Annotated in this window: 19 protein-coding genes and 1 pseudogene; 4 read left to right on the top strand and 16 right to left on the bottom strand. The window is 61.3% G+C overall.

The features are described 5' to 3' along the window. The first annotated feature begins 186 nt into the window (after positions 1-186). Complete coding sequence (locus RHEC894_RS15330) at positions 187-468, top strand: DUF2188 domain-containing protein (RefSeq protein WP_085737904.1); 282 nt, start codon at positions 187-189, stop codon at positions 466-468. Positions 469-642: 174 nt separating this feature from the next. Here RHEC894_RS15330 and RHEC894_RS15325 read toward each other — a convergent pair whose 3' ends face one another. Beyond that, complete coding sequence (locus tag RHEC894_RS15325) at positions 643-1,545, bottom strand: LysR family transcriptional regulator (RefSeq protein WP_085737903.1); 903 nt, start codon at positions 1,543-1,545, stop codon at positions 643-645. A gap of 94 nt (positions 1,546-1,639) precedes the next feature. Here RHEC894_RS15325 and RHEC894_RS15320 point away from each other — a divergent pair, with 94 nt between their 5' ends. Continuing rightward, complete coding sequence (locus RHEC894_RS15320) at positions 1,640-2,662, top strand: NAD-dependent epimerase/dehydratase family protein (RefSeq protein ID WP_085737902.1); 1,023 nt, start codon at positions 1,640-1,642, stop codon at positions 2,660-2,662. On the opposite strand, the pseudogene RHEC894_RS33400 reads toward RHEC894_RS15320, so the two are convergent. The 8 genes and pseudogenes from RHEC894_RS33400 to RHEC894_RS15285 all read right to left on the bottom strand — a co-directional run. After that, a pseudogene (locus tag RHEC894_RS33400) lies at positions 2,659-2,778 on the bottom strand (fructose-1,6-bisphosphate aldolase); the annotation flags it as partial. The gene RHEC894_RS15320 and the pseudogene RHEC894_RS33400 overlap by 4 nt on opposite strands. Positions 2,779-2,784: 6 nt before the next feature. After that, positions 2,785-4,464, bottom strand: a complete 1,680-nt coding sequence (locus RHEC894_RS15315; protein ID WP_085737901.1) for a dihydroxyacetone kinase subunit DhaK — start codon at positions 4,462-4,464, stop codon at positions 2,785-2,787. An 11-nt stretch (positions 4,465-4,475) separates the two neighbouring features. Next, positions 4,476-5,471, bottom strand: coding sequence for an ABC transporter ATP-binding protein (locus RHEC894_RS15310; RefSeq protein WP_085737900.1), 996 nt, complete (start codon positions 5,469-5,471; stop codon positions 4,476-4,478). After that, positions 5,464-6,561 (bottom strand): ABC transporter ATP-binding protein, encoded by a 1,098-nt coding sequence (locus tag RHEC894_RS15305; protein WP_085737899.1) that lies wholly within the window; start codon positions 6,559-6,561, stop codon positions 5,464-5,466. Before RHEC894_RS15305 ends, RHEC894_RS15310 begins: the two co-directional genes overlap by 8 nt. Before the next feature lie 3 nt (positions 6,562-6,564). Continuing rightward, positions 6,565-6,753 (bottom strand): hypothetical protein, encoded by a 189-nt coding sequence (locus tag RHEC894_RS15300; protein WP_085737898.1) that lies wholly within the window; start codon positions 6,751-6,753, stop codon positions 6,565-6,567. Next, entirely contained in the window at positions 6,750-7,688 is a 939-nt protein-coding gene (locus tag RHEC894_RS15295; protein WP_085737897.1) for a carbohydrate ABC transporter permease, read from the bottom strand. Before RHEC894_RS15295 ends, RHEC894_RS15300 begins: the two co-directional genes overlap by 4 nt. After that, on the bottom strand, positions 7,685-8,632 hold the full coding sequence (locus tag RHEC894_RS15290; RefSeq protein WP_085739006.1) for a sugar ABC transporter permease: 948 nt from the start codon (positions 8,630-8,632) through the stop codon (positions 7,685-7,687). The genes RHEC894_RS15295 and RHEC894_RS15290 overlap by 4 nt, the downstream gene beginning before the upstream one ends. A 102-nt stretch (positions 8,633-8,734) precedes the next feature. Next, positions 8,735-10,069 carry an ABC transporter substrate-binding protein gene (locus RHEC894_RS15285; RefSeq protein ID WP_085737896.1) on the bottom strand — a complete coding sequence of 445 codons (1,335 nt, stop codon included), beginning with the start codon at positions 10,067-10,069 and terminating at the stop codon, positions 8,735-8,737. Positions 10,070-10,338: 269 nt separating this feature from the next. On the opposite strand from RHEC894_RS15285, the gene RHEC894_RS15280 reads away from it, so the two are divergent. After that, the gene (locus RHEC894_RS15280) at positions 10,339-11,361 is read left to right on the top strand and encodes a LacI family DNA-binding transcriptional regulator (RefSeq protein WP_085737895.1); all 1,023 of its coding nucleotides are present in this window, start codon (positions 10,339-10,341) and stop codon (positions 11,359-11,361) included. 61 nt (positions 11,362-11,422) lie between these two features. Here the strand turns inward: RHEC894_RS15280 and RHEC894_RS15275 are convergent, their stop codons facing one another. The 6 genes from RHEC894_RS15275 to trxB form a co-directional block, all read right to left on the bottom strand. Continuing rightward, a complete protein-coding gene (locus RHEC894_RS15275) occupies positions 11,423-12,223 on the bottom strand; it encodes an aminoglycoside phosphotransferase family protein (protein WP_085737894.1) in 801 nt (266 codons plus the stop codon). 72 nt (positions 12,224-12,295) lie between these two features. Beyond that, entirely contained in the window at positions 12,296-13,420 is a 1,125-nt protein-coding gene (locus RHEC894_RS15270) for an alkene reductase (protein ID WP_010069490.1), read from the bottom strand. Between the two features lie 25 nt (positions 13,421-13,445). Then, entirely contained in the window at positions 13,446-14,612 is a 1,167-nt protein-coding gene (locus RHEC894_RS15265) for an MFS transporter (RefSeq protein WP_010069489.1), read from the bottom strand. A 1-nt stretch (position 14,613) separates the two neighbouring features. Next, complete coding sequence (locus tag RHEC894_RS15260) at positions 14,614-14,907, bottom strand: metalloregulator ArsR/SmtB family transcription factor (RefSeq protein WP_010069488.1); 294 nt, start codon at positions 14,905-14,907, stop codon at positions 14,614-14,616. 552 nt (positions 14,908-15,459) lie between these two features. Then, positions 15,460-16,356 (bottom strand): LysR family transcriptional regulator VtlR, encoded by an 897-nt coding sequence (locus RHEC894_RS15255; protein ID WP_003593139.1) that lies wholly within the window; start codon positions 16,354-16,356, stop codon positions 15,460-15,462. 22 nt (positions 16,357-16,378) lie between these two features. Continuing rightward, positions 16,379-17,353, bottom strand: coding sequence for a thioredoxin-disulfide reductase (gene trxB, locus RHEC894_RS15250; protein ID WP_085737893.1), 975 nt, complete (start codon positions 17,351-17,353; stop codon positions 16,379-16,381). A gap of 231 nt (positions 17,354-17,584) precedes the next feature. Here trxB and RHEC894_RS15245 point away from each other — a divergent pair, with 231 nt between their 5' ends. Then, complete coding sequence (locus RHEC894_RS15245; protein WP_049736233.1) at positions 17,585-18,052, top strand: Lrp/AsnC family transcriptional regulator; 468 nt, start codon at positions 17,585-17,587, stop codon at positions 18,050-18,052. A 105-nt stretch (positions 18,053-18,157) separates the two neighbouring features. Here RHEC894_RS15245 and RHEC894_RS15240 read toward each other — a convergent pair whose 3' ends face one another. Continuing rightward, positions 18,158-19,504 (bottom strand): sigma-54 dependent transcriptional regulator, encoded by a 1,347-nt coding sequence (locus tag RHEC894_RS15240; protein ID WP_085737892.1) that lies wholly within the window; start codon positions 19,502-19,504, stop codon positions 18,158-18,160.

The following is a 19,504-nucleotide window of genomic DNA, read 5'->3' as shown; positions in this document are numbered from 1 at the left end:
GATTTCGCATATCAAGCAAGCCTCCATTCAGTCCGATTTGCAGTCTTCGGCGTTTAATGGAATACTGAATGTCATCGGGGCCGGAAAGCAGATCGCGGCGTCCTCGAATTCTCGTCAAGCGGCCGCGATGATCCGGATCCTGTCCGGAAGCGTGCGAATGCGCAACAAAGATGAGGAGACGGATGCATGATCAAGGTGGTCTACGAAGTCGTGCCGCATGACGGCGGGTGGGCCTACAGGCTCGGAGGCGTCTATTCCGAGGCATTCCCGACCCATGCCGAGGCGCTCGAAGCCGCGCGCATCGTCGCGGACGAACAGCAGGTCGGCGGCGATTCCGCCGAGATCAGTTGGCAGGACGAGAACGGCAAGTGGCATGAGGAATATGCCGAGGGCGGCGATCGGCCGGAAACCGAGGTGGTGGACGGCCAGTGGAAGGGCCGCGCGGCCGAGGCCTCACAACGCATTTGATGCGACCTATCGCCTATCGACGCTCGCGCGACGATCGCCATTCATCCCCAATCCGGCTGCCAGCCTTCATTCGAGCGCGGCATAATCAGCCGCCGCCTGCGGATGCGCGATGGCACAACCCCGGAAAACCCACCTCCTTCGATAGGTTCCTCACCGGTCGAGCCGGATGCTGGGTCATGTGCTGATCGAAGATCGGTGATAGTCTTGCAGCCCTCTGACCAGAGCGTCGAAGGTGGCGCGGCAGCGCGGCGAAGTCTTCAGGCTCTCATGCATCGCCACCCATGTGCCGAGCGGGATCTTGAACGCGTCGGGCAGGATGTGAACCAGGTCGGGATTTTCCCGGGCGAGCCCGGTCTGGCAGATGCCGATGCCGACGCCGGCGCGGATCGCCGAAAGCTGGGCAAGATTGCTGTCGGTTCTGTAGCAGAATTTGATGCCCTCCGGTACCGGATAGCGTTTCATCACCGTGCGGACATAGGCCGTTTGCCGATCGAAGCCGATGAGCCGGTGGTTTGCGAGATCTGCGATGGTTTCCGGGATGCCGTGCCGTTCGAGATAGCGGCGGTGGGCATGGAAGCCGAGCGGAATATCGCCGATGCGGCGCACGACGAGCGCATCCTGCTGCGGCTCGGCCATGCGCACGGCGATATCGGCCTCCCGGTTCACCAGATCCTCGATCGTATCCGATGCAGAGAGCTCGATCTGGAGTTCGGGATGGGTCTCCTGCAACGGTCCGAGAATCCGAGGCAATACTTCGACGGCGATGACCTCGCTGGCGCTGACCCTGACGGTTCCCGCCACGTGCTGGCGCTGGCCGGATGCTGTGCGCAAAAGTGCCGCGGCGGTTGCCGCCAGTGTCTCGGCATAAGGCTTCAGTGCCAATGCGGCGTCGGTCGGCAGCAGGCCATTCGGCGATCGGATGAAGAGTTCGGCGCCGACCGCCAGTTCCAGGGCATCGACATGGCGACCGATCGTCGGCTGGGTCAACCCCAATTCGCGGGCAGCGGCCGAAAGCGACCCTTGCTGCAGCACGGTTAGAAAACTGCGGTAGAAATCCCAGTTCGGTTCAACTCTCATATATTTTTGTATAGCCGTTTCACTTAATTCGTCAATTTCGTTTATCACCTTCCTAGGACATACTCATCTCGTCCGATCGAAGGAGATGATTGTCATGAGCAGAGATATGAAGATGACGGCACTGGTGCTTGGTGCGACGGGCGGTATCGGCGGCGCCGTCGCGCGCAGGCTCTCGGCGCGCGGCTGGCGTATCCGCGCACTCAACCGTGATGCCGCCAAGGCATCGAGGAGCGAGCCCGCTTTCGAATGGGTGCAGGGTGATGCAATGAACGCCGGCGACGTGCTGAGGGCGGCGGATGGGGTCGGCCTGATCGTTCACGCCGTCAATCCGCCCGGTTACCGCGACTGGGAAAGGCTGGTGCTGCCGATGCTCGACAATACGCTCGCCGCTGCCCGCACCGTCGGTGCGCGTATCGTGCTGCCGGGCAATGTCTATAATTTCGGTCCCGATGCCCTGCCGGCGCCGACCGAGGAAAGCCCGCAGCATCCGCTGACCAAGAAGGGGGCGATCCGCGTCGAGATGGAGGAGCGGCTGGAGATGGCATCGCAATCCGGGACAGGTGCAATCATTGTCAGGGCCGGTGATTTCTTCGGCCCGGGCGCGACCGGCAACAGCTGGTTTTCATCGGGCCTTGTCACGCCGGGCAAGCCGGTCGGCGCGATCAAGAATCCGGGGCGACGCGGCGTCGGCCATCAGTGGACCTATCTGCCGGACATGGCGGAAACTGTCGTCCAGCTCGTCGAACGAGCCGATCGGCTGCCGCCCTTTGCCGTCTATCATATGGATGGCTTCTGGGATGCAGACGGCATGCAGATGGCTGAAGCGATCAAGCGCGTTGCCGGCGGCAAGGCAAAGATCGGCCGTTTCCCCTGGTGGATCGTGCCGCTCGCCGCGCCCTTCATTCCCTTGATGCGGGAGATCAAGGAGATGCGCTATCTCTGGAAGGTGCCGCTCAGGATGAGCAACGCCAAGCTTGTGGCCGAACTCGGCAAGGAGCCGCGCACGCCGATCGACGAGGCGGTGAGAGCCTCACTCGTCGCGCTCGGCTGCCTGCCCGCAGCGCATCGCGACACCGCGGCCGCCTTCATTGCGCATTCGCCGGTTTCCCCTGGTTAGCGCCGGTAACGCTTTGCCATTTCGGCAAGCGGCAACGGGCTGATGGCGAAGGCATGTCTTGCGGCGCCGAACTGCTCGTAGCGGTCGCTGCAGACCTTCGCCATGGTCTCGATTGCCGACGTTCAGCCCGTGACACGCCTGCTGGTCGCCTGATCATCCGGGCGCTCTTCGGCCTCATCGGGACGGAGAGCCAGGAATTCGAAGAGCCGGGCCACCGCTTCCGCGCCGGGATCGGTATGGCCTTCGAGCTGCTTGGCGTTGATATAGGCGGCGCGTCCGGCCTTGGCATGAACGAGTGTGGCTGTCAGGTCCGCGCCGGCGCGCGCCGCTTCTGCAGCTGCGGCAAATCCTACGTCGAGCGCATCCAGGGCCGGCGAGAGAGCATCGACCATCGTCCGGTCGCCCAGACGCGCGCCGCCGATCTCCTGCATTCGGGAGAGACCCGCCTTCAGGGCTTCGCGAATGTTCAGCCCACTTGATGCGCCATCGCCGGCTGCGGCAAAGAAGATCGCGAGAAGCACGCCCGACGAGCCGCCCATGGTCTGGCTGAGCTCCTGACCCATGGCCCGGAAGAGCTGGGTGTGATCGGAGAGGGGGAGACGGTCGAGCGCCTCGATGAGTGCGCGGGCAGCACCAGCCAAGGTCGAACCGGTATCGCCGTCGCCCGACTTCGCGTCGAGTGCATTCAAATCCTTCTCGGCGCCTATGAGAAGATTGCAGCAATCCGTCAGGAACTGGCGGGTGGGTTCGTGTCTTGATGCAAGCGGGGCGATCGGCGTCAGTCCGTCCGGCAGCGCAAGCACGGCAACGGGTTTGATGGCGGTGACGCCCGGCCATGCCGCAAGTTCAACGGGCTTGGAAAGCAGCTCCAACTCTGCCTTGCCGGCCGGGAAGACGGAGATCGAAAATCCCTGCATGTCGAGCGACGTCATCATCGGCGCCGGTCCGATGATGTGAGAAATCCTGCCTGCGATGGCGGATTGGAGAAGTTCGTGAACGACGACCGACATTTCCAGGACTGACGTGCCGCCGAGGTTGTTCACGAGGACGACGTGAGATCTGTCATCCATTGATGGCGCAAGACGCTCGACCATTGCGGCGACCGCGCCCTTCGCACCTGAATATTCGACCTGTTCGACACCAGCTTCACCGTGAATGCCGAGACCAAGTTCGGCATGACCGTCCGGAATTCGGTTCTCCTTCGGAGAGCCCGGCACCGTGCACGTATCGAGCGACATGCCGATCGAACTGGTGTTTTCGATCACCCGGCGTGCGGCTTTGCTCACCGCCTCGAGGTCGGCACCGCTCTCGGCGAGCGCGCCCGCGATCTTGTGAACGAACAGGGTTCCCGCCACGCCGCGGGACTGCGGGAGATGCGGCAGCGCGATGTCGTCGTCCACGATGACCATGCTGACGTTCAGGCCAAAGGCGCGGGCTCGTTCGGCCGCGAGACCGAAATTGAGACGGTCGCCGGTATAATTCTTGACGATGAGCAGGCAGCCGGCCGGTCCGGTGACGGCCAGGATGCCTGCAAGGATCGCGTCCACGCTCGGGGAGGCAAAGACATCGCCGCATACGGCTGCGGTGAGCATGCCCTTGCCGACGAAACCGGCGTGTGCGGGCTCGTGGCCCGAGCCGCCGCCGGAGACGATCGCAACCTTGCTCCTGTCCCAATCCGAACGGACGACGACGCGGATATGCGGATATCCGTCGAGGCGGCTGAGCGCGCCGCCGGATGCAGTCAGAAGACCGTCGATTGCTTCGGTGACCGCGTTTTCCTTGCTGTTGAGGAATTGTGACATTTTCGCCTCCCTTAAACTAAGCGCATGCCGGCCGCGTCGAAATAGAGCGGCTTGTTCGGCTGGATCTTGATGGTTTCGCCACCCTTGAGCTCGGTATGAGCGTCGGTGACGGTAATCAGATTATGTGTCTTGAACGTGAGATGCAGCCGCGTCTGATCGCCGAGATGTTCGACGCGCGTAACCGTCGCATCCTGACCGTCGCCCTGATCGATATGCTCCGGCCGCAGGCCGATCGATCTGGCCTTCGCCGGCGCGCCTGGGAAGAGCTCCGCGGGAACGACATTGATGCGGGGCTGCCCGAGGCGCGTCGCGGCGTAGATGCTGATCGGATGTTCGTAGATCTCACGCGGCGAGCCGAACTGGACGAGGCTGCCCTCGTGGAGAACGCCGACATGGGTTGCCATCGTCATCGCCTCGACCTGGTCGTGGGTGACATAGAGCAGCGTCGCGCCGGATTTGGCCTGGATGTTCTTGAGCTCGATCCGCAGATCGGCGCGAAGCTTGGCGTCGAGTGAACTCAGCGGCTCATCCATCAGATAGATCTGCGGATTTCTGACCAGTGCGCGTCCGATCGACACGCGCTGCATTTCTCCGCCCGATAGCGCGGTCGCCTTGTTGTCGAGCTTGTGGGAGATTTGCAGGATTTCCGCAATGGCGCTCACCTTCTCGTCGATCACGCGCTGCGGCGTCCTCAGCAACGGCGACTTCAGGGGAAATTCCAGATTCTCACGCACCGACAGATGCGGATAAAGCGAATATTGCTGGAACACCATCGCAACGTTGCGCTGGGCGGGTGTCAGGCCGCGCATGGACCGTCCGCCGATCATGACTTCGCCGACATCGGGGTTATCGAGACCCGACACCATGCGCAAAGTCGTCGTCTTGCCCGCACCCGTCGGGCCGAGAAGGACCACGAACGAGCCGTCAGGGACGATCATCGAGACGTCATCGAGAGCGCGATGGCCGGCAAAGGATTTGGTGATGTTTTTCAGGATGACCTCAGCCACGGCGCAACACTCCTTCGTTGGCCTCTGAAACAAGCGCGTTTCCGGTCGCAGAGTCAAAGATCGTCAGGTTCCGGGAGTCGAAGTCCAGGCCGATCAGTTCCTCGACACGTGCGGATTGTTTGGATGGTGTGCGGGCCTTGATTTCGCCGTGGGCGGTTTCGATCGTGACGATCTGCGTCGTGCCGAGGTATTCGACGGCAACCACCCGCCCGCGATAGGCTGAATCGTCCCTGAAGCTGATATGTTCGGGTCTTACGCCCAGGGCGAGTTTGCCGAAGCGTTCGTCCCGAGAGACCGGAACCTTCACCACGTTTCCGGAGAGGCTGACCTCGTCGCCGCCGGCGCCGATCGAGCCTTCGAATTCGAGAAAGTTCATCGGCGGCGAGCCGATGAACTTTGCGACGAACTTTGTCGCCGGCCAGTCGTAGATCTGCTGGGGCTTGCCGAATTGTTCGACGACGCCATGGTTCATCACCACGATCTTGTCGCCCATCTGCATGGCTTCCAGCTGATCGTGAGTCACATAGACGGTGGTCGCGCCCATTCGATCATGCAGAGCCCGCAATTCTTCGGCCATGTGCTCGCGGAACTCTGCGTCGAGAGCGCCGAGCGGCTCGTCCATGAAGAAGGCTTTCGGATTGCGAACAATGGCGCGACCGAGCGCGACGCGCTGCCGATCGCCGCCGGAAAGACCGCCGACCGGCTTGTCGAGGATGTTTTCGATCCTCAGGATCTTCGCCACTTCAGCGACACGCGTTGCAACCTCCGCCTTCCTCATGCCCTGGCTGACGAGGGGATAGGAAATGTTCTTGCGGACATTCATGTGCGGATAAAGAGCAAACATCTGGAAGACGAAGGCGATGTCGCGCTCGCTCGCCCGCTTCATCCCGACCTCTTCGCCACCGATGTAGATTTCGCCGCTGGTCGGAAGCTCAAGGCCGGCCATCATCCGCAGCGTCGTTGTCTTGCCGCATCCGGACGGGCCGAGAAGCATGAAGAACTCGCCGTCCTCCACGGTGAAGGTGGAAGATTTCACCGCGTTGAACGCCCCGAAATCCTTGCGCACATTCTGAATTCTGATCTGTGCCATGGTTCACTCCGGGAAATGACTGACGACGATGAACATCACTGTGCCCACCAGCGTCACGAGGAAAGAATAGGAGTAGAGCGACAGCGACAAGGGCTGCATCAGCATGACGACGCCGAGCGCAATCAGGACCGATGCCAGCATTTCCCATGCGTCGCGGCGAAGGCGGAACAGGCGATTGAGAAAGGTCGTCATTTGCGGACCGCTCCGAAGGTGATGCCGCGCAGGAGATGTTTGCGAAGCAGAATCGTGAAGACCATGACCGGAACCAGGAAGATGGTGGCACCGGCGGCGACGGCGGGCCAATCCTGGCCGCTGACGCCGATGATGGTCGGGATGAACGGCGGCGCCGTTTGGGCATTGCCCGACGTGAGCAGCACGGCAAAGGCGTATTCGTTCCAGGCGAAGATCAGGCAGAAGATCGCCGTCGATGCGATGCCGGTGACTGCCTGGGGCAGCACGACCTTGTAGAAGGCCTGGAAGCGCGTGTAGCCGTCGATGAGTGCTGCCTCTTCGTATTCGATCGGGATTTCGTCGAGGAAGCCCTTGAGCAGCCAGACCGAGAGGGACAGGTTTACCGCGGTATAGAGCAGGATCATGCCGGCATGCGTGTCGCTGAGACCGAGCGACCGGAACATCAGGAAGATCGGGATGGCAACGGCGATCGGCGGCATCATGCGCGTCGACAGAATGAAGAAGAGAAGGTCGTCCTTCAACGGCACCTTGAAGCGCGAGAAGGCATAGGCTGCCGCCGTGCCGAGCGTGATGCACAGGACGGTCGAGCCAAAACCGATGATGACGGAATTGTAAAACCGCTCGGCAAAGCGCGAAGCGCCGGTAATGACGACTCCCTCCTTGCGGACAAGTTTGTCGTACCAGGTCGTCGGTTCGCCCAATGCCTTGAGTTGATCCTCGGGCACGCGGGTTCGGGTCGTGAAGAGGTTGACATATCCCTCGACCGTCGGCTGGAACACCATCTTGGGCGGATAGGCGATCGCGTCTTCAGGGGATTTGAAACCGGTCCCGATGATCCACAGCAGCGGAAGGAGGGTGACGACGGCGTAGAAGACGACCAGAATACCGGCGACCCACTTCTGACGCCTGGATGGTTCGGTTACGGAATAGCTCATCGTTGTTTCACCTTGTTCAGAGCTTTGACGTAGATCGATGCAAGGCCGAAGACGGTGACGAAAAGAATGACGGCATAAGCGGATGCGTAACCGGTTCGCCACTGCTCGAAAGCGGCGCGTTTCAGGTTGATCGAGGTCAATTCGGTGATCGATCCGGGACCGCCGCCGGTCAACTGGACCACGAGGTCGAACATCTTGAAATTCTCGATGCCGCGGAAGAGGACGGCCAGCATCAGGAAGGGCAGCACCATCGGGATGGTGATGGTCCAGAACTGTCGCCACTTGCTCGCGCGGTCGCATTCGGCCGCCTCATAGATGCTGTTGGGAATAGAACGCAGTCCGGCGAGGCAGATCAGCATCACGAAGGGAGTCCACATCCAGGTGTCGACGATGACGATGGCCCATGGCGCCAGCGACGTGCTGGCGATCATCGAGAAGCTGGAAGGATCGTTCCCTGTGAGAAAGCCGACCACGTAGTTGAACAGACCGATTTGCGGCTGGTAGAGAAAGGTCCAGAAGTTGCCGACGACGGCGGGGCTCAGCATCATCGGAAGCACGATGATCGTCGTCCAAAGGTCGTTGCCGCGGAACTTCTTGTTGATCAGATAGGCGAGCGAAAAGCCGATCAGCACCTGCAGCACGATGGTCCAGATCAGGAAATGAGCGGTGGCCTGCATGCTCTGCCAGATATCGTTATCCGTCAGGATGTTGATGTAGTTCCGCAAACCGACGAACTCGATCGGCGCGTTGGGCCGGTTCACTCTGAAATTGGTGAAGCTCAGCCTGATCGTCCAGATCAGTGGAAAGATGTTGATGGCGAGCAGCAACACGATCGACGGTGCTACGAAAAGCCAGGCTATGGCGCGATCGGACAGGCCTCTGACCCGGGCCGCGATTGCAGGCGGAGTGGCGCTGGCGACCCGATCGATCGGGGAATGGAGCATGTTCGTCTCCTTGGCATGAAAGATAGTGGTATGCAGGGCCGGCTCGGTCCACATGGCCGGCCCTGCGCGACGCTCACTGCTGGGAGGAAGCGGCTGTCAGCGTCAGTATTTTCCATCGTCCTCGAAGACGCCCTTCCAATCCTTCACGAGGCCGTCGAGCGCGTCTTTTGCGCTGCCCTGGTTTGCGACCACATAGTCGTGGAAGCGCTTCTGCGATGCCTGGAGGAGAGAGGCGTAGGCAGGTTCGGCCCAGAAGTCCTTCACGATCGCCATCGAATCGAGGAACGGCTTGGCGTAGGGCTGGCTGGAGGCGAAGCTCGGATCTTCCACGACCGCCCGCAGCGCCGAATAGCCGCCGAGCTTCCACCATTTCTGCTGGATTTCAGGCTGGCCGAACCACTTGATGTAATCGAGCGCTTCCTTCTGCTTGTCGGAAGCGGCGACGACCGAAATGCCCTGGCCGCCGAGCTGGGCAAACTGCACGCCCTTCGGGCCGGCCGGATTGGGGAAGTAGCCCGACTTGTCGCCGCCGACATTGGCGTCGGCGTTGATCCCCGGCCAGGTGAAGGTGAAGTTCATCTGCAATGCGACCTGGCCGGATTTATAGGCATCGACGTCCTGGGTCATGTAGGCGTCGGAGTGGCCGGGCGGCGTGCAGCAATCGTAGAGCTTCTTGTATTCTTCGAGGCCCGCGACGGCATCGGACGAGTTCACGAAACCTTCGAGATCGTAGGGCTTCTTCGGGTTCTGATATTCGAAGCCGTAGCTGTAGAGCGCATTCATGGCGCCCATGGTGATGCCTTCGGAGCCCCGCTCCGTGTAGATCGCCGCACCGTAGACCTTCTTGCCGTCGATTTCGCGCCCCTGGAAGAACTGAGCGATGTCGACCAATTCGTCCCAGTTCTTCGGAATCGTGAGATCACGGCCGTATTTCTTCTTGAATTCGGCCTGCAGCTCGGGACGTGAGAACCAATCCTTGCGGTAGGTCCAGCCGACCACGTCGCCGAAGGCCGGCATTGCCCAATAGTTCGGTGAGTTCTTCGGCCACTCGGCATATCCGACGACGGTCGCCGGAATGAAGTCGTCCATCTTGATCCCTTCCTTGTCGAAGAAATCGTTGAGCTTGACGTATTGCTTGTTCTCGGCCGCGCCGCCGATCCACTGGCTGTCGCCGATCAGCAGGTCGCAGAGTTTGCCGCCGGAATTCAGTTCGTTGAGCATGCGATCTGCGAAGTTCGGCCATGGCACGAATTCGTAGTGCATCTTGTTGCCGCTCTTCGCCTCGAAATCCTTGCTGAGTTCGACGAGCGCATTGGCAGGATCCCATGCCGCCCAGCACAGGGTGAGGTCTGCGGCCTGAGCGTGCGAAGCCGTACCCGCAGACACAGCGATATACATCCCGGCAGCGAGTGCCGAGCTCATCAAAAGAGACTTCATAACTGGGATCCTCCCGTTGAACCTCCCGACCTCCATCGAGAGGGGTGAATGAAATGCATTGCGGCAAGGGCGGCGCATATCCTGGAGCGCGCTGTGGCCGCGTTTTCGACTGTCCTTTCCGGTCTGGCCCGAAAGAGCCCGTCGTGAATGATTCATAACTGAGGTGCGCACCTCAGCGCAAGCAAATTTTGAGGTGCGCACTTCAATTCTTGCAATTTCCATTTTTTTGAGGGAAACGTGAATCGTCCAAATCGCATCAGGGAGCCCTTATGCGGCCAACAGCAAAAGACCTTGCGGAAGCCGCCGGCGTCAGCCTCGCGACCGTCGATCGCGTATTGAACGATCGCCCCAACGTGAGCAAAAAGGCGGTTCGCAGCGTCCATGAAGCCATTGAGCGGATTGGCTTTATTCGCAACCCGGCGGCTGTGAGCCTGGCGCGCAACAAAAGCTATCGATTCAGATTCGTCCTGCCCAAATCGGGCGATCTTTATCTTCGTGAACTTTTGCGGCGGGTGGAGGAGTTGGGGCTAGCCCTGAAGGGTGACCTCACCGATATCGATTATGTTCAAATCCCGGCCGACGACGCGCATGGCGTGGCGAAGTATCTTGCCGGAATAGGTGAGGAAGAGCTCGACGGAGTGGCACTGATGGCGCCGGAGTCGCCGCAAGTGCGCGATGCCGTGGCGCGGCTGCTCGAACGGAACATCAAGGTCGTGCAGTTTCTGTCCGGCCAGGAAAAGCTTCCCGCGGCCGATTTCGTCGGCGTGGACAATTTCGCGGCCGGGGCGACTGCCGGAAAGCTGATCGGCACATTTGCCTGCCGGAGGCCGGGCAAGGTGATGGTGGTCGCCGAGACAATGCAGTCGCTTGACAGCATTCAGCGCCGGCACGGTTTCGATACCATAATTAATGAGCGATTCCCGTTCCTTAGGTCTCTTCCTTCGATAGAGACGCATGCCGACGAGCGGCGCGCGAATGAGATCATCGGGCGCGTGCTCGAAAACAACAAGGATATCATTGCCGTTTATGTCCTGAGTTCGGAGGCGCGCATTCCGCTTTCGGCAACTGCCGCAAACGTCGACCTCGTCAACCTCGCGGTGGTCGTCCACGAGCGCACGCCGTTCAGTGAGGAAGCCTTGCGCGACGACCGCATCGATGCCGTCATCGCACAGGACCCTGGTCATGCGGTGCGAAGCGCAATCCGCATCATGCGGGCTCGCTCGGACGCCCGGGAGCCGCTGGCTGAACAGGAGAGGATAAGGATCGAGGTCCTTCTCAAGGAAAATCTCTAAGGGCATCAGTTCCCGGCTCGAGGTTGATTGAGGTGCGAACCTCATCGTCCTTGCGGCTGCTTTAGGTCCGAAGTTCTGACAGCGCGATCCGTGCGACCGTCAAAGCCGTCTCCGCCTGCTCGATATTGGGATCGCCAAGGAACCAGGCGGCGGAAAGGCCGGAATAGGCGGCGATCCACTGCAGCAGCCGCTTCGGCTCCAGCCGGGCTTCTGCCGAGACGATGGCGAGCTGGCGGCGGAAGCGGGCGGGGTCGGTAATGGTGGGCAATTCCTCGTTGGCGAAGATATTGGCGAAATCGAAACCGCGCTCGCCGTGGAGCCGTTTCGGGTCGATCGCCAGCCAGCCGCGCTCCTCGAAATCGAGAATGTTGCCGTGGTGGATGTCGCCGTGGAGGACGGAGAGATCGCGCGGATCGGCAAGCAGGGCGTTGGCGATCGCCGAGCAGTCGGCAAGCGTGCCGCCATGTTTGCCGGCGGCCGGTTCGAGATCGCGGAACCAGCGGGTGAGGGGAATGGGATCGGGGAGCGGTCTTTCGCGCGGCGCATGCAGCCGCGCCGCGGTTCGGCAAAGAATGCGGCTCGCTTCGTCGTCTTCGCCGTCCATCGCCATGGCAAGCAGCGAGCGTTTCCCGGTTGCCCTCTCCAGCAATAGGGCGTCGCCTTCGTGGGCATAGACATGAGCCGCGCCGTCGCCGTCCCACCATTGCATCAACAGCGCGCCGTATCGTTCGTCGATATCGGTCGCGACTTTCAGCATGGCGGGCCTCTTCCGCCAGAGGACCGGCAGCAGGCGGCTCGAATGGGTGATGATGGGCTCGCCGTCCGATATGAGCGACCAGCGATCGAGATGGGAAGCAAACATGCCTCCTATATAGGGATACTGAACGCAGAAATCCCGCCTTTCGGCGGGATTTCTTGATGCGTCGCAGCAGGCTCAGGCGACCTTTTCGAGGGTGGGATAGTCGAGGTAGCCTTTGGCGGTGCCGCCGTAGAAGGTCGACTGGTCGGGTGTGTTGAGCGGCAGATTCTTTGCCAGCCGTTCGACGAGATCGGGGTTGGCGATGAAAGGCTTGCCGAAGGCGACGAGATCGGCGCGGCCGCTTTCGGCGGCGTCGATCGCGAGATTGCGATCATAGCCGTTATTGACCATCCAGCTGGCCTTGCCGCCGGCCTTTTCATAGGCCTGGCGCAGCGCCTTGTAATCGAAGGAGGGGTTGTCACCCTGCTTGTAGTCGCGCTCGCCGCCGGTCTGGCCTTCGATGACGTGGATATAGGCAAGGCCGTATCTGGCCAGCCCTTCGACGACATGGGTGAAGGTCGCCTGCGGGTTGGAATCGTAGCTTTCGCCCGACGGCGTCACCGGCGAGATGCGGATCGCGGTGCGGCCTGCGCCGACTTCCCGAATGACGGCATCGACGACTTCGAAGGTCAGGCGGGTGCGGTTTTCGATCGAGCCGCCATATTGGTCGGTTCGGTCGTTGACGCCGTCGCGGATGAACTGATCGAGCAGATAACCATTGGCGCCATGGATCTCGACACCGTCAAAGCCGGCATCGATCGCTGCGCGGGCTGCCTTGCGGTAATCCTCGATGATGCCGGGGATTTCGGAGGTTTCGAGCGCACGCGGTTCGGAGGTATCGGCAAAGCTGCCGCTGCCGTCGGCATTGACCAGATAGGTCTTGGCCTTGGCGACGCGATTGGTCGAGGAGACCGGCTTGCCGCCGCCCGGCTGCAGCGTCGTGTGCGAGATGCGGCCGACATGCCACATCTGGACGACGATCCTGCCGCCGGCGGTGTGAACGGCGTCGGTGACACGCTTCCAGCCGTCAAGCGCTTCCTTGCTGTAGAGGCCGGGCACGTCGGCATAACCCTGGCCCTGATGGGTGATCGCGGTCGCTTCGGTGATGATCAGGCCCGCCGTGGCGCGCTGGCGGTAATATTCGACATTGAGGTCGTTGGGAATCGCACCCGGCGAACGGTTGCGGGTCAGCGGCGCCATGACGATGCGGTTCTTGACGGAGATGTCGCCGACCTTGGTGGGTTCGAAAAGCTTGGCCATGATGGTCCTTTCTTTTGCGGGAGGATCACTCGGCGGGGGCGAGGGCTGCCCGGCCCCTGGCGGAGAGATAGGTGAGCGCCGTCGCACCCAGGCCGATCAGGGCCATCAGGGCTGCGGCGAGCGGAACGCGGGTGAGATCGAAGCCGGCGTTGATGACCAGGCCGCCCGCCCAGGCGCCGAGCGCATTGCCGGTGTTGAAGGCGCCGATGTTGATCGTCGAAACGAGGTTCGGCGCATCCTTGCCGAAGCCGACGACGCCGACCTGGAGCGCCGGCACGGCGGCAAAGCTTGCGGTCGCCCAGAGGAAGAGGGTGATCTCAGCCGGGATGAAGAAGCGGCTCGTATAACTGAAGGCAAGCGAGGTGACGGCGATCGCGGTGAAGACGCCGGCAAGCGTGACGCCGAGGCGCCAATCGGCAAGCTTGCCGCCGATGAGATTGCCGACGGTCAGCCCGAGGCCGATCAGGAACAGCGTCCAGGTGACGCCCTCAGGCGAAACGCCTGTGACGTCACGCAGGAGCGGTGCAATATAGGTGAAGAGGGCGAACATCGATGCGGCGAAGAAGACGGTGGTGGAAAGCGCCAGCCACAGGCCGCCATTTCCGAGTGCTGCAATCTCGCGCAGGATGCTGCCGTTTTGCTGCTGCCGGTCCTTCGGCAGGATGGCGATCAGTCCAAGAATGGTGACGATGCCGATGACGGTGACGACGCCGAAGGTGGCGCGCCAGCCATAGGCCTGGCCGATCGCAGTGCCGAGCGGCACACCGAGGACATTGGCAAGTGTCAAGCCGGTGAACATCAGCGCGACTGCGCGGGCCTTGCGGTCTTCCGCCACCAGTCCGGCGGCGACGACCGAGCCGATGCCGAAGAAGGCGCCGTGGCAGAGTGCGGTCACGATGCGGGCGATCATCAGCACCCAGTAGTCACTCGCCAGGGCGCAGAGCAGGTTACCGGCGATGAAGAAGGCCATAAGCGCAATCAAGGCTGTGCGGCGCTTCAGCTTCGCAGTCGAAATCGCCATGACGGGCGCGCCGATCGCGACCGCCAGCGCATAACCGGTGACCAGCCAGCCAGCCTGCGGGATCGTCACCGAGAGATCGGCGGCGACTTCGGGCAACAGACCCATGATGACGAATTCGGTGGTGCCTATCGCAAACGAGCTCAAGGCGAGAACGAGGAGGGCGAGGGGCATTTCAGAGGTCCTGCGTCAGTTGCTTCAGGAAGGCAGCGATCGTCTCTTCGTTGCGCTTGTAGAAGATCCACTGTCCCAAGCGTTTGGTGGTGACGAGACCGGCGCGATGCAGCGTGCCGAGATGAGCCGAAACCGTCGACTGCGACAGGCCGCAGCGCTCGAACTGACTGGCGCAGACGCCCATCTCGAAAGGATGTTCCTGCGAGGGGAAGTGTTGCTCCGGATTTTTCAGCCAGCTCAGAATGTCCATCCGGGTGGGATGGGCGAGTGCCTTGATAATCTCATCTTTGTCCATCGTGGTTCGCCGAACTATAAATCGTGTTGAATCGATATATGGATCGGTAGGTGTCGATATGCAAATCACGGAGGCGTGAGGCGGCGTATTTTATGGGGTGAACAAATTTTGGGCAAAAAAGAGGGCCACCGGAAAACCAGGGCCCTTGTAATTGTGAAGGTCAAAAAACCTCCAGAGGGGAACAGCTAATGCGGTGGTACTGGGAGAGAAACCACAAGATGCATCAACTGAGAGAGATATGGTGCTTCCCTAGGCAGGTTTCAATGCTTTTTTGTGCATGTCTGCTATGCGCCGCACAATTTTTTTGCGGCGCGGCATTTCTCGAAGCGGTAAGGCAAAAAAAGAGGGCCACTGGAAAACCAGGGCCCTTATAAGTGTGAAGGTCAAAAACCTCCAGAGGGGAACAGCTAATGCGGTGGAACTGGGAGGAAAAGCCACCATGTGCATCAGCTATGTGCGATATGGTGGTTTAATGGGCAAACGGCAACCCTTATTTGCGCATGCCAGTCATGCACTTTCTGCATAGTATGCAAAACGTCGACAAATCCAGGCTTAAAAGTTCCAGTTTCTGGCCTTGCTGACGATGAAATCGCGGAAGGCTTTCAGCTTGGCGGCGTTCTTGATCTCGTCGGGATAGCAGAAATAGGTGTCGAACGAGGGGACGTCGGCATTGATCGCCAGCTGAATCAGTCCGGGATCGCGGCCGACGATGTAATCCGGCAGGCAGGCGACGCCGATGCCGAGCAGGGCGGCGCGCTTGATCGAGGTCTGGCTGTTGATCTGCAGATGCGGGATCCGCTTGTTGTCGGACGAGCGGCCGGCGACTTCGAGCCAGTTGACGTCGAGCAGGTAGCTCGGCGCCGGCTCACCGAAAGTGATGATGCGGTGATTGTCGAGATCCTCGATCTTCTGCGGCTCGCCATGGCGGTTGATGTAGGAGGGGGCGGCATAGACGTGCATGTGCACGGTGAAGAGCTTGCGCTGGATCAGGTCGGACTGTTGCGGCTGGCGCAGGCGGATCGCGCAGTCGGCATGGCGCATATTCACATCCACTTCCTCGTTGTCGAGGATCAGCTGGATCTGCACATCGGGATAAAGCTGCAGGAACTCCTGGATCTTGTCGGTCAGCCAGCCCTGGCCGAGGCCGACCGTCGTCGTCACGCGCAGCTTGCCGGACGGCGTCTCATTGGTCTCGGTGAGCTGCATCTTCACGGTTTCGAGCTTCAGCAGCACGTCATGGGCGGTGCGGTAAAGCAGCTCGCCCTGTTCCGTCAGGATCAGGCCGCGCGCATGGCGGTGAAACAGCTTGGTGCCGACATCCTGCTCCAGCGCGCTGACCTGGCGGCTGATGGCGGATTGGGACAGATGCAGTTTATCCGCCGCATGCGTGAACGAACCCGCCTCGGCAGCTGCGTGAAAGATACGCAGCTTGTCCCAATCCAATGGCATTCCCCCACCCCTCATGCCGATCTTACTCCGCGGCCACGGCGACGGGCACGTGGCTCGTCAGATAGCGTTCGGCTTCAAGCGCCGCCATGCACCCCAGGCCGGCGGCAGTGATCGCCTGGCGGAACGTATCGTCGGTGACGTCACCCGCGGCATAGACCCCCTCCAGGCTGGTCGCGGTCGAATCCGGTGCGGTCCAGAGGTAGCCGTTGTCCTTCAGCTTCAGCTTGTCTTTGAAAAGCTCGGTGGCCGGCGCATGGCCGATCGCAACGAAAACGCCGTCGACCGGCACTTCCGTGATCGCGCCGGTGCGCACGTCACGCAGGCGCGCGCCGGAAACGGACGGCGGCATCGGGGGCTTTGCCGGCGTACCGGTGATCTCGGCGACTTCGCTGTTCCAGAGAACCTTGACGTTCTCCTTGGAGAACAGGCGTTCCTGCAGGATCTTCTCTGCCCGGAAAGAATCGCGGCGGTGCACCAGCGTGACCGATTTCGCAATATTGGAGAGATAGAGCGCTTCCTCGACGGCGCTGTTGCCGCCGCCGACCACGATCACATCCTTGTTGCGATAGAAGAAACCGTCGCAGGTGGCGCAAGCCGAAACACCAAAACCCTGGAAATGCTGTTCGCTCTCGATGCCGAGCCACTTGGCCTTGGCGCCGGTGGCGATGATCAGCGTATCGGCGGTCCAGACCTGACCGCTATCGGTGCGGGCGACGAAGGGACGCTGGTTCATGTCGACTTCGGTCACGAGGTCGTTGACGATCTCGGCGCCGACATGTTTTGCCTGCTGCAGCATCTGCTCCATCAGCCAGGGGCCCTGGATCGGATCGGCAAAGCCCGGATAGTTCTCGACGTCGGTGGTGATCATCAGCTGGCCGCCCTGTTCGAGACCGGCGATCAGAACCGGCTTCAGCATGGCGCGCGCGGCATAGACTGCGGCCGTGTAGCCGGCGGGTCCGGAACCGATGATGAGCACCTTGGTGTGGCGGGCGGGCATGTCATTTCCTTTCGACTGGGCAGGAGGGCGGCGGCGCAGTGGCGATTGCGCCGTTTCGCGGTCCACGCGCCATTTATGAACGTCCAATGCTTTTATTCAAGGGCAGCCTTGCGTTACCAACAAGGCAAATCGCCCGGATGTGCAAGAATCCGTCATCGGCGTGAAACATTCTTGCGTATTCCGCGGCTTTATATAGAAGCTCCCCGCGGAGAATTAAAGAAAGGCAATGATGTGGGGCGCGCCGAACTCGACGTCATCGACATAAAGATACTCCGGGAATTGCAGGCCGATGGCCGCATGACCAATGTGGAGCTTGCCGATCGCGTCGGCATCTCGGCGCCGCCCTGCCTGCGCCGGGTGCGCAAGCTCGAAGAAGCCGGCATCATCGAGGGCTACCACGCGATGTTGAACAGCCCGAGGCTCGGCTTCGATCTGGTCGCTTTCTGCATGGTCGGCCTCAAGCACCAGTCGGAGGGCAATCTCAAGGCCTTTGCCGCCGCCACAGCCGAATGGCCGCTGGTGCGCCAGGCCTGGATGGTCTCCGGCGACAGCGATTTCCTGCTGCATTGCGTGGCGGAAAATCTCACCCATTTCCAGGATTTCGTCATCGAGGTGCTGACGGCGAACGAACATGTCGACACCGTGCGCACCATGCTGACGATCCGGCAGGTGAAGAAGCTCGGGCTGGTGGAAGTCTGAAGCTGTCTAAAGCGCGTCGCGATCTTTCAGATTCGCTCGTTGCGCTTTAGGTTTTTTACGCATGTCGTTGCCGCAAAACCGCTGCACACTTTTGCGCGACATGCGTTATTTGCGCGCGGAATAGCCGCCGCGGTTGATGCCGTGGCGCTGAAGCTTGTCGTAAAACGTCTTTCTCGGAATGCCGAGCGCCTCGATGGTGCTGCGCACGTCGCCGTCATTGGCCGTGAGTGCCTCGCGGATGATCTCGGCCTCGTAGCGTTCCAGCCGTTCGGGCAGGGTGCCGCCGGTCGGCTGGGCAGGGATGGGTGCGGCTGCGCCGCCTTCGACACCCAGGACCACGCGTTCTGCATAATGCGAGAGCTCGCGGACATTGCCCGGCCAGGCGTGGGTGGCGAGATGCCGGCGGACATTCTCTGTAAGCTGCGGCACCTCTCTGCGGAAGCGCTCGGCGGCGCGCGCGGCGAAGTGGGAAAACAGCAGCGGAATATCGTCGCGGCGTTCCCGCAGCGGCGGTATGGAGATCGTCACCACATTCAGCCGGTAATAGAGATCCTCGCGAAAATCGCCGCGCAGTTCGGGATCGCCGAGATCGATCTTGGCCGCAGCGACGACGCGCAGATCGACCGGGCGCACCTCGTTGGTGCCGAGCGGCGTGATTTCGCGCATCTCCAGCACCCGCAGCATCTTGACCTGGGTGGCGACAGGCATGCTCTCGATCTCGTCGAGGAAAAGCGTGCCGCCGCTTGCATGCTCGATGCGGCCGGTGCGGCGCTTCTGAGCGCCGGTAAAGGCGCCGGCCTCATGGCCGAACAGCTCGCTTTCGATGACGGTTTCGGGAAGCGCCCCGCAGTTCAGCGCCACGAAATTGCCTTTCCGGCGGTGGCTCCACTGGTGCAGGATCTGGGCGACGACTTCCTTGCCGCTGCCGGTTTCGCCGGCGACGAGCACGTCGACATCGGTATCGGCGATGTGGCGCAGAATCTTCCGCAAATTTTCCATGACCGGCGTCTGGCCGATCAGCGGCGAATTCTCCTGCGCCTCTTCGGCAGCCTTGCGCAGCAGGCGGTTTTCCAGAACAAGCCGCCTTTTCTCGCTTGCCCGGCGCACGCTCTGCACGAGCCTGTCGGCCGGAAAGGGTTTGGCGATGAAATCATAGGCGCCGTCCTGAATCGCCTGAACGGCCATCGGAATATCGCCGTGACCGGTCATCAGAATCACCGGCAGGTCGGCATCCATCTTCTGAAGCGTGGCGAAGAGCTGCAGCCCGTCGATTTCGGGCATGCGGATATCGGTGACGACGGGGCCGGCAAAATCCGCTGGCAGGTCGGCCAGCGCGGCCTTGGCGCCCTCATAGGCCGACACGGAAAATCCGGCGAGTTCGAGCGTCTGGGCCGTGGCGCAGCGCAAATCCTTGTCGTCGTCGATCAGCGCAACGGGCATCGGTGTGGCCAT

The organism is Rhizobium sp. CIAT894 (assembly GCF_000172795.2).
Lineage (GTDB): Bacteria > Pseudomonadota > Alphaproteobacteria > Rhizobiales > Rhizobiaceae > Rhizobium.
This window is presented reverse-complemented; position numbering and strand designations above follow the sequence as displayed.

What these genes read in the sequence shown, in the direction of transcription:
- RHEC894_RS15330 (WP_085737904.1), top strand. Translation starts at nt 187, where the DNA reads ATGATCAAGGTGGTCTACGAAGTCGTGCCGCATGACGGCGGGTGGGCC.
- RHEC894_RS15325 (WP_085737903.1), bottom strand. Translation starts at nt 1,545, where the DNA reads ATGAGAGTTGAACCGAACTGGGATTTCTACCGCAGTTTTCTAACCGTG.
- RHEC894_RS15320 (WP_085737902.1), top strand. Translation starts at nt 1,640, where the DNA reads ATGAGCAGAGATATGAAGATGACGGCACTGGTGCTTGGTGCGACGGGC.
- RHEC894_RS15315 (WP_085737901.1), bottom strand. Translation starts at nt 4,464, where the DNA reads ATGTCACAATTCCTCAACAGCAAGGAAAACGCGGTCACCGAAGCAATC.
- RHEC894_RS15305 (WP_085737899.1), bottom strand. Translation starts at nt 6,561, where the DNA reads ATGGCACAGATCAGAATTCAGAATGTGCGCAAGGATTTCGGGGCGTTC.
- RHEC894_RS15300 (WP_085737898.1), bottom strand. Translation starts at nt 6,753, where the DNA reads ATGACGACCTTTCTCAATCGCCTGTTCCGCCTTCGCCGCGACGCATGG.
- RHEC894_RS15295 (WP_085737897.1), bottom strand. Translation starts at nt 7,688, where the DNA reads ATGAGCTATTCCGTAACCGAACCATCCAGGCGTCAGAAGTGGGTCGCC.
- RHEC894_RS15290 (WP_085739006.1), bottom strand. Translation starts at nt 8,632, where the DNA reads ATGCTCCATTCCCCGATCGATCGGGTCGCCAGCGCCACTCCGCCTGCA.
- RHEC894_RS15285 (WP_085737896.1), bottom strand. Translation starts at nt 10,069, where the DNA reads ATGAAGTCTCTTTTGATGAGCTCGGCACTCGCTGCCGGGATGTATATC.
- RHEC894_RS15280 (WP_085737895.1), top strand. Translation starts at nt 10,339, where the DNA reads ATGCGGCCAACAGCAAAAGACCTTGCGGAAGCCGCCGGCGTCAGCCTC.
- RHEC894_RS15275 (WP_085737894.1), bottom strand. Translation starts at nt 12,223, where the DNA reads ATGTTTGCTTCCCATCTCGATCGCTGGTCGCTCATATCGGACGGCGAG.
- RHEC894_RS15270 (WP_010069490.1), bottom strand. Translation starts at nt 13,420, where the DNA reads ATGGCCAAGCTTTTCGAACCCACCAAGGTCGGCGACATCTCCGTCAAG.
- RHEC894_RS15265 (WP_010069489.1), bottom strand. Translation starts at nt 14,612, where the DNA reads ATGCCCCTCGCCCTCCTCGTTCTCGCCTTGAGCTCGTTTGCGATAGGC.
- RHEC894_RS15260 (WP_010069488.1), bottom strand. Translation starts at nt 14,907, where the DNA reads ATGGACAAAGATGAGATTATCAAGGCACTCGCCCATCCCACCCGGATG.
- RHEC894_RS15255 (WP_003593139.1), bottom strand. Translation starts at nt 16,356, where the DNA reads ATGCCATTGGATTGGGACAAGCTGCGTATCTTTCACGCAGCTGCCGAG.
- trxB (WP_085737893.1), bottom strand. Translation starts at nt 17,353, where the DNA reads ATGCCCGCCCGCCACACCAAGGTGCTCATCATCGGTTCCGGACCCGCC.
- RHEC894_RS15240 (WP_085737892.1), bottom strand. Translation starts at nt 19,504, where the DNA reads ATGGCCACACCGATGCCCGTTGCGCTGATCGACGACGACAAGGATTTG.